The organism is Kitasatospora sp. NPDC059571 (assembly GCF_042735675.1).
GTDB lineage: Bacteria > Actinomycetota > Actinomycetes > Streptomycetales > Streptomycetaceae > Kitasatospora.
The window spans coordinates 1-8,090 of record NZ_JBHWBW010000032.1; the positions used below are offsets into that span (position 1 = coordinate 1).

Consider the following 8,090-nt stretch of genomic DNA (forward strand, 5'->3'; position numbering starts at 1 on the left):
CGTCCCCCCCGCCGCCTACTTGCCCTCGCGGTGGCCGCTCCCCGCGGCGGAGTGGGGCTCGTGGTGGGTGGCCCCGCGCCCCCCCCGGCCCCCGCCCCGCCCCCCCCCCACCGCCGCGTACTCGCCGAAGCGCTCGGCGGTGTCCCGCTCGGGCCATCCGCCGCGGTCCTGCTGGGCCTGCGGGAGGTCCCAGTGGTACAGGGTGCCGTGCGGGGTGATGCCGGCCTCCAGCAGGCCGTCCACCAGGCGGTCGTAGAAGGCGAGGCCCTCGGCGTTGACCCGGCCGTCGGCCTGCGGCACCACTCGCGGCCAGGCGACCGAGAAGCGGTACGCGCCCAGCCCGAGCCGCTTCATGAGGTCGGTGTCCTCGGCGTAGCGGTGGTAGTGGTCGCAGGCGGTGTCGCCGTGGTCGTCGTTGTCGATCTTCCCGGGGGTGTGGGAGAACGTGTCCCAGATGGAGGGCGCGCGGCCGTCCTCGTCCACGGCACCCTCGATCTGGTAGGCGGAGGTGGCCGCGCCCCAGACGAAGTCCTCCGGGAGAGCGTTGAGGTCGTTCACAACTGGCCTTTCAATCAGGGTCACTTGACGGCGCCGGCGGTCAGTCCGGCGACGAGGTAGCGCTGCAGGAGGAGGAAGCCGGCGACCACGGGGACGCTGACCACCAGGGAGGCGGCCATCACCTGGTTCCAGTACACGTCGTTGAGCGTCGCGTAGCCCTGGAGGCCGACGGCGAGGGTGCGGGTCTCGTCGTTGGTCATGACCGAGGCGAAGAGCACCTCGCCCCAGGCGGTCATGAAGGCGTACACGGCGACGGCGACGATGCCGGGGATGGCGGCCGGGATGATGATCCGCACCAGGGCCCGGATCGGGCCGCAGCCGTCGACCAGTGCGGCCTCGTCGAGGTCCCGCGGGATGGAGTCGAAGTAGCCGACCAGCATCCAGATCGAGAACGGCAGCGAGAAGGTGAGGTAGGTGAGGATCAGTCCGCCCCGGCTGCCGTAGAGGGCGATACCGGTGGTGTTGCCGATGTTGACGAAGATGAGGAACAGCGGCAGCAGGAACAGGATGCCGGGGAACATCTGGGTCGACAGCACGGTGACGGTGAACAGCCGCCGGCCGCGGAAGCGGTACCGGCTCACCGCGTAGGACGCGACGATCGCGATCAGCACCGAGAAGAGGGTCGCCCCGCCGGACACGATCAGCGAGTTGACGAAGTACTTGCCGAGCGGGACGGTCTTCCAGATGTCGAAGTACGGACGGATCGTCAGGGTGCTCGGGATCCACCGGAACGGTCCCTGGACGTCCTGCAGCGGCTTCAGCGAGGAGCTGACCATCACGCCCACCGGGACGAGCGTGAAGACCGCGAGCAGGAAGAGCACGATCCGCCGGATCCAGCGGAAGGACGCAGGCGGGTTAATCATCGGCGCCCCTCCGACGCGAGGTGATGAACAGGTAGGCCGACGTCACCAGTAGCAGGAACAGCAGGAGCAGCACGGACATCGCCGAGCCGGTGCCGAAGTTCCAGGTGACGAAGGAGGACTGGTAGATGTGGATGGAGATGAGGTCCGCCGCCTCCGGCGCCGACTTGCCGAACAGCACGTACGGCGTGTTGAAGTCGTTGAAGGTCCAGAGGAAGAGGACGAGGATCAGGACGAGGTTGACCGGGCGCAGCGAGGGCAGCGTGATCCGGCGGATCTGCTGCCACACGCCGGCCCCGTCCATCGCCGCCGCCTCGTAGAGCTCGCGGGGGATGTTCTGCAGGCCCGCGGTCAGGGTCAGGAACGCGAACGGCCAGGAGCGCCAGACCGAGACGGTGACCAGTGCGGTGAAGCTGTTGTCGCCGATGAGCCAGAACGGCTTGTCGGAGGTGAGGTGGAGCTGGTCGTGGAGGACGTGGTTGACCAGCCCGGTGTCCCGCTGGAACATGAACGACCAGGTGATCACGGCCGCGTACACCGGGAGGGCGTAGGGGAGCAGGAAGGCCGCGCGGAGCAGCCCCCTGCCGCGGAAGGCGTCCTGCATCATGATCGCCGCCGTGGTGCCCACCAGCCAGGAGAGGCCGACGGCGAGGATCGTGAAGGCGCAGGTCACCCAGAACGAGTTGAGCAGCGACTGGCCGACGGGGGCGTTGAAGTCCACCGCGAGGTGGTAGTTCCCGAGGCCAGTCCACGGTGCGGACGACCAGTCCCGGATGAAGAACTGGGTGAGCTGTCGGAAGCTCATCACGATGCCGACCACCATGGGGACCAGGTGGATCAGCAGCTCCAGGATCAGTGCCGGGAGCAGGAGCAGGTAGGGCAGGCCGATTCGGCGCAGTCGCTGTCGCACGTCAGTTGGCCGGCATCTGCTGCTGGGCCTTGGTGAGTTCGGCCTTGACGCTGTCGTCGGTGATCGCCTTGCCGGAGGCGGCGGCGGCGAACAGGTTCTTAACGGCGGTGCCGACCAGGGTCTCGAACTGGCTCTCGTTGGCGACCTGCGGGAGCGGCTGGGCGCTGGTGCCGAGGACCTTGGAGAGGGCCTGGAGCTCGGGGGTGGCGAACGCGGCGTCGGACTGCGCGTCGGTGACCGGCGGGATGGAGCCGTAGGTCTTGTTGAGCTGGATCTGCTCGTCCTTGCCGGTCATGAACTTCACGAAGTTCAGGGCGCCGTCGAGGTTCTTGGTGTTCTTGAAGACGGCGAGGTTGATACCGGCGACCATGGAGCTGGTGGCCTTGTCGCCGGTGGCGCCGGCCGGGATCGGCACGGGGGCGACGCCGTAGTCGTCGGGGTTCATCCCGTGCGACTTGAGGTTGGCGCCCGCGGCCTGCCACATCAGCATGGCGGCCTTACCGGTGGCGAAGTCGGTGACGGACTGGTTGTTGGCGTACTCGGCGTTGCCCGGCGCGGCGATCTTGTCCTTGGCGATCAGGTCGATGTACTGCTTGACCGCGGCGACCGCCCCGGGGCTGTCGAAGGTGGGCTTGCCGGAGGCGTCGAAGAAGTCGGCGCCCTGCTGCTTGCCGAGGGTGAAGGCGTGGTGGACGTTCTCGGAGCCGTTGCCGCCCTCGACGGCGATGCCGTACTTGCCGTCCTTGGTGAGCTTCTGGCCGTCCGCGACCAGCTCGTCCCAGGTCGCCGGCGGGCGCTCGATGCCGGCTGCCTGGAAGAGCTTCTTGTTGTAGTAGAGGCCGTAGGCCATGGAGTAGAGCGGGACGGCGGCCGGGTCCTTGCCGGCGGCACCGGCCGAGGCGAGGGTGGCGGGCAGGAAGCGGTCCTTGCCGCCGATCTTGTCGAAGGTCGCGGCGTCGAAGGGCAGCAGCGCGCCGGTGGCCTGGAGCGAGGCGGACCAGGTGTTGCCGATGTTGAGGACGTCCGGGCCCTGGCCGGAGGTGGTGGCGGCGAGGATGCGGTTGAGCAGGTCGGACCACGGGATGACCTCGAGCTTGACCTTGATGCCGGTCTGCTGCTCGAACTTTCTGAGCTCGGGCTCCAGGGTCGCCTTGTCCGCCTCGACGCTCGGGCCCTGGTTGCTGGCCCAGTAGGTGAGCGTCTTCGGGCTGCTGTTGTCGCCGGAACCGGACGTGCTGGAACCGCCGCCGCAGGCGGTGGCGGTGAGAGCCAGGGTGGCGACGACGGCGGTCGCGGCAGCCAGACGGTTGATACGCATGACCATGCCCCTCTCGGGCGGGTGGGTGGCGTGGTGGGGGTGGGGTGAAGTGACCGGCCAGCGGCTTACTTCAGGGCGTGATTTAACGTGTGAGAAAAGCTGGCGTCAAGAGGATCGGCAGCGATAGATTCCCGGTAGGAGGGAGAAACGATGGCAGAGCGAGGCAAGCAGACGGTCCGCGACCTGCGGCGCGGCAGCAGATCCACCCTTTTGCAACGGTTGTATTTCGAAGGACCGTTGAGCAGGCAGGAGTTGGGGCGGATCAGCGGACTGAGCGCCGGCTCGGTCAGCAACGTGATCGGCGAACTGCTCGCCGACGGCCTGGTCGAGGAGTGCGGCTCGGTCGACTCCGACGGCGGCCGCCCGCGGATCCTGCTCCAGGTGCCGCCCGACCGCGCCCACCTGGTGGGCGTGGACGTCGGCGAGACCCAGGTGCGGGTCGCGCTCTTCGACCTGGGGCTCACCGAGCTCGCCGCCAGCGACCACCCGCTCTCGGACAGCGGCCACGACGCGGACCACGTGGTGGAGCTCATCCTCACCGGCCTGTCCGAGGTGCTGGCCGACTCCGGCATCGACCCGGCGACCGTGCTGGGCGTCGGCGTCGGCGTGCCCGGCATCGTCGAGCAGGGCGATCCGGGCACCGACGGGCTCGGCATCGTGGTGCACAGCCAGACCGTCGACTGGGACGCCGTCCCGCTCGGCCGGATGCTGCGCGCCGGCACCGACCTGCCGCTCTACGTCGACAACGGCGCCAAGACGCTCGGCCAGGCCGAGATGTGGTTCGGCGCGGGCCGGGGCGCCCGGCACGCGGTGGTCGCCCTCTTCGGCTCCGGCGTCGGCGCCTGCGTGATCGCCGACGGCGCGAGGTTCCGCGGCGCGACCAGCAGCGCGGGCGAGTGGGGCCACACCAAGGTCCACGTCGGCGGCCGGCTGTGCCGCTGCGGCTCACGCGGCTGCCTGGAGGCGTACGTCGGCGCCGAGGCCCTGGTCGAGCGCTGGGGCCGGGCCCCGGCCGGGTCCAGCGAGAAGGCCGGGCTGGCCGCACTGCTGGCCGCCGCCGAGGCGGGCGAGCCCGAGGCCGTCGGGCTGCTCACCGAGGCCGCCGAGTACTTCGGCGCGGCGATCGCCGACCTGATCAACCTGTTCAACCCGGAGCGGATCGTGATCGGCGGCTGGGCCGGCCTGATGCTCGGCCCCCGGCTGCTGCCCGACATCCGCGACGCCGCCACCGCGTACGCGCTGCGCTTCCCCCGCGCGCAGACCTCGATCGACCTCGGTCGGCTGGGCCCGGACGCGGTCACCGTCGGCGCGGCCACCCTGCCGCTCTGGCACTTCCTGGAGTCCGGCGGCGACCTCCCCGAGCGGCTGGCCGGGGCGGCGCCGGCCCTGCGCTGACCCGCCGCCACCCCTGACGACCTGCGCGAACGCACCGTCCGCAGGTCCTGGCGGCGGGTCAACCCGCTTCCTCGGCAAGCCGGTTGATCCGTACCGGAACTCCGCTCCGAGGACTTGACACCTGAGATCGGAGCCCCACAGACTCCCTCCGGGGAGCGCTCTCCCGAGCTCGGCCGAACGACCGGCGACGCTCTTTCCCGCACTCCGTTCGGCGCCCCTGCGCCGCGCCGGCCCGGCCGTACGGGCCGGTCCCCCGCCGACACTCGGACCGCCGGCGCCCCCACCCACCCCCACCCACCCCACCGCAGGAGAAGCCCGTGAGGCTCACTTCAGCACGCCCCGGTGCCGGACGCCGCGGCTCCGCCGCCCTGCTGGGCATGGCCCTGCTCTCGGGCGCCGTCCTGGCGCTCCCCGGCACCGCCGCCCACGCCGCCGACACCCTGATCTCCCAGGGCAGGACGGTCACCGCGTCCTCCGTGGAGAACGGCGGCACGCCGGCCGCCTACGCGGTCGACGGCAACACCGGCACCCGCTGGTCCTCGGCCGCGAGCGACCAGCAGTGGATCCAGGTCGACCTCGGCCAGTCCGCGACGATCAGCAAGGTCCTCCTCCAGTGGGAGGCCGCGTACGGCAAGGCCTACCAGATCCAGACCTCCGCCGACGGCACCACCTGGACGACGGTCTACTCCACCACCACCGGCGCCGGCGGCACCGAGACCCTCAACGTCTCGGGCAGCGGCCGCTACGTCCGGATGAACGGCGTCACCCGGGCCACCGGATACGGCTACTCCCTCTGGGAGTTCCAGGTCTACGGCTCCTTCGGCAGCACCCCGCCCACCTGCGACACCGCCAACGCCGCGCAGGGCAAGGCCGCCACCGCCTCCTCGACCGAGAACGCCGGCACCCCGGCCTCGGCCGCCGTCGACGGCAACACCGGCACCCGCTGGTCCTCCGCCGCCGCCGACCCGCAGTGGCTCCAGGTCGACCTCGGCTCCGTCCAGCAGCTGTGCCAGGTCACCCTCAACTGGGAGGCCGCGTACGGCAGGGCGTACCAGATCCAGACCTCCGCCGACGGCACCACCTGGACGACGGTCTACTCCACCACCACCGGCGCCGGCGGCAACGAGACCCTCGACGTCTCCGGCTCGGGCCGCTACGTCCGGCTGTACGGAACCCAGCGCGGCACCGGATACGGATACTCCCTCTGGGAGTTCGGCGTGCACACCGGCGGCGGCTCCACCGTGCCGCCCGTGCAGGGCGGCGGCGACCTCGGTCCGAACGTCCTGGTCTTCGACCCCTCCACGCCGAACATCCAGGCCACCGTGGACCAGGTCTTCGCCAAGCAGGAGTCCAACCAGTTCGGCACCGACCGCTACGCGCTGCTGTTCAAGCCCGGCACGTACAACAACATCAACGCGCAGATCGGCTTCTACACCTCGATCGCGGGCCTCGGCCTGAACCCGGACGACACCACCTTCAACGGCGACGTCACCGTCGATGCGGGCTGGATGCAGGGCAACGCCACCCAGAACTTCTGGCGCTCCGCGGAGAACCTGCACCTCAAGCCGGTCAGCGGCACCGACCGCTGGGCCGTCGCGCAGGCCGCTCCGTTCCGCCGGATGCACGTCGAGGGCGGCCTCAACCTGGCGCCGTCCGGCTACGGCTGGGCCAGCGGCGGCTACATCGCCGACTCGAAGATCGACGGCCAGGTCGGCAACTACTCGCAGCAGCAGTGGTACACCCGCGACAGCTCCATCGGCGGGTTCTCCAACGGCGTGTGGAACCAGGTGTTCTCCGGCGTCCAGGGCGCGCCCGCACAGGGCTTCCCCAACCCGCCGTACACCACCCTGGACACCACCCCGGTCTCCCAGGAGAAGCCGTTCCTCTACCTGGACGGCAGCGACTACAAGGTGTTCGTGCCCGCGAAGCGGACCAACGCCCGCGGCACCTCCTGGGGCGCCGGCGCCCCGCAGGGCTCCTCGCTCCCGCTGAGCCAGTTCTACCTGGTCAAGCCGGGCGCCACCGCCGCCACCATCAACCAGGCGTTGGCCCAGGGCCTCAACCTGCTCTTCACCCCCGGCGTCTACCACGTCGACCAGACGATCAACATCACCCGCCCGGACACCGTGGTGCTCGGCCTGGGCCTCGCCACCGTCATCCCGGACAACGGCGTGACCGCGATCAAGGTCGCCGACGTCGACGGCGTCAAGATGGCCGGCCTGCTGCTGGACGCCGGCACCGTGAACTCCCCGTCGCTGCTCCAGGTCGGCGGCTCCGGCCCGGGCGCCGACCACAGCAACGACCCGACCGTCATCCAGGACGTCTTCGTCCGGGTCGGCGGCGCCGGCGCCGGCAGGACCACCGCCGGCATGGTGATCAACAGCAACAACACGGTCATCGACCACACCTGGATCTGGCGCGCCGACCACGGCGCGGGCGTCGGCTGGGACGTCAACGCCGCCGACTACGGCATGCTCGTGGGCGGTAACAACGTGCTGGCCACCGGCCTGTTCGTGGAGCACTTCAAGAAGTACGACGTGGAGTGGTCCGGCAACGGCGGCCGGACGATCTTCTTCCAGAACGAGATCGCCTACGACGCCCCGAACCAGGCCGCCGTGCAGAACGGCACCACCAAGGGCTTCGCGGCGTACAAGGTCGACAACAACGTCACCAGCCACGAGGCCTGGGGCCTGGGCAGCTACTGCTACTTCAACGTCGACCCGACCATCGTGGTGGACCACGGCTTCGAGGTCCCGAACACCCCGAACGTCAAGCTGCACGACATCCTGGTCAACTCGCTGGGCGGGAACGGCCAGTTCAACCACGTGGTGAACGACACCGGCGCCGCCACCTCCGGCACCTCCACCACCCCGTCGAACGTCGTCTCCTACCCGTGACGGCCGACCGCACCCGGCGGGTGAGGGGCTGACCCCCACCGGCCGGTGAGGCCGCCCGGCCGGCCCCCAATGCCCGAGCCGCCGCCCACGCAACCCCGGCGTCACACGCGCGATGCGGGCCTCAACGGGCCTAAAGAAACCCAGGCCCAGCA

Annotated in this window: 5 protein-coding genes and 1 pseudogene; 2 read left to right on the forward strand and 4 right to left on the reverse strand. The window is 70.3% G+C overall.

The window, feature by feature from the left end; all coding sequences use genetic code 11:
• Nucleotides 1–18: 18 nt before the first annotated feature.
• The 4 genes and pseudogenes from ACFV0G_RS06455 to ACFV0G_RS06470 form a co-directional block, all read right to left on the reverse strand.
• Nucleotides 19–576, reverse strand: a pseudogene (locus ACFV0G_RS06455) (family 1 glycosylhydrolase); the annotation flags it as partial.
• 2 nt (nucleotides 577–578) lie between these two features.
• Nucleotides 579–1,421, reverse strand: coding sequence for a carbohydrate ABC transporter permease (locus ACFV0G_RS06460; RefSeq protein ID WP_380542552.1), 843 nt, complete (start codon nucleotides 1,419–1,421; stop codon nucleotides 579–581).
• Entirely contained in the window at nucleotides 1,414–2,328 is a 915-nt protein-coding gene (locus ACFV0G_RS06465) for a carbohydrate ABC transporter permease (RefSeq protein WP_380542557.1), read from the reverse strand. Before ACFV0G_RS06465 ends, ACFV0G_RS06460 begins: the two co-directional genes overlap by 8 nt.
• Nucleotide 2,329: 1 nt before the next feature.
• Complete coding sequence (locus tag ACFV0G_RS06470; protein ID WP_380542560.1) at nucleotides 2,330–3,646, reverse strand: ABC transporter substrate-binding protein; 1,317 nt, start codon at nucleotides 3,644–3,646, stop codon at nucleotides 2,330–2,332.
• Nucleotides 3,647–3,796: 150 nt separating this feature from the next.
• Between ACFV0G_RS06470 and ACFV0G_RS06475 the strand changes: the two genes are divergently transcribed.
• Nucleotides 3,797–5,041 carry an ROK family protein gene (locus ACFV0G_RS06475; protein WP_380542563.1) on the forward strand — a complete coding sequence of 415 codons (1,245 nt, stop codon included), beginning with the start codon at nucleotides 3,797–3,799 and terminating at the stop codon, nucleotides 5,039–5,041.
• Between the two features lie 377 nt (nucleotides 5,042–5,418).
• Nucleotides 5,419–7,938 carry a discoidin domain-containing protein gene (locus tag ACFV0G_RS06480; RefSeq protein ID WP_380542626.1) on the forward strand — a complete coding sequence of 840 codons (2,520 nt, stop codon included), beginning with the start codon at nucleotides 5,419–5,421 and terminating at the stop codon, nucleotides 7,936–7,938.
• Nucleotides 7,939–8,090: the final 152 nt, after the last annotated feature.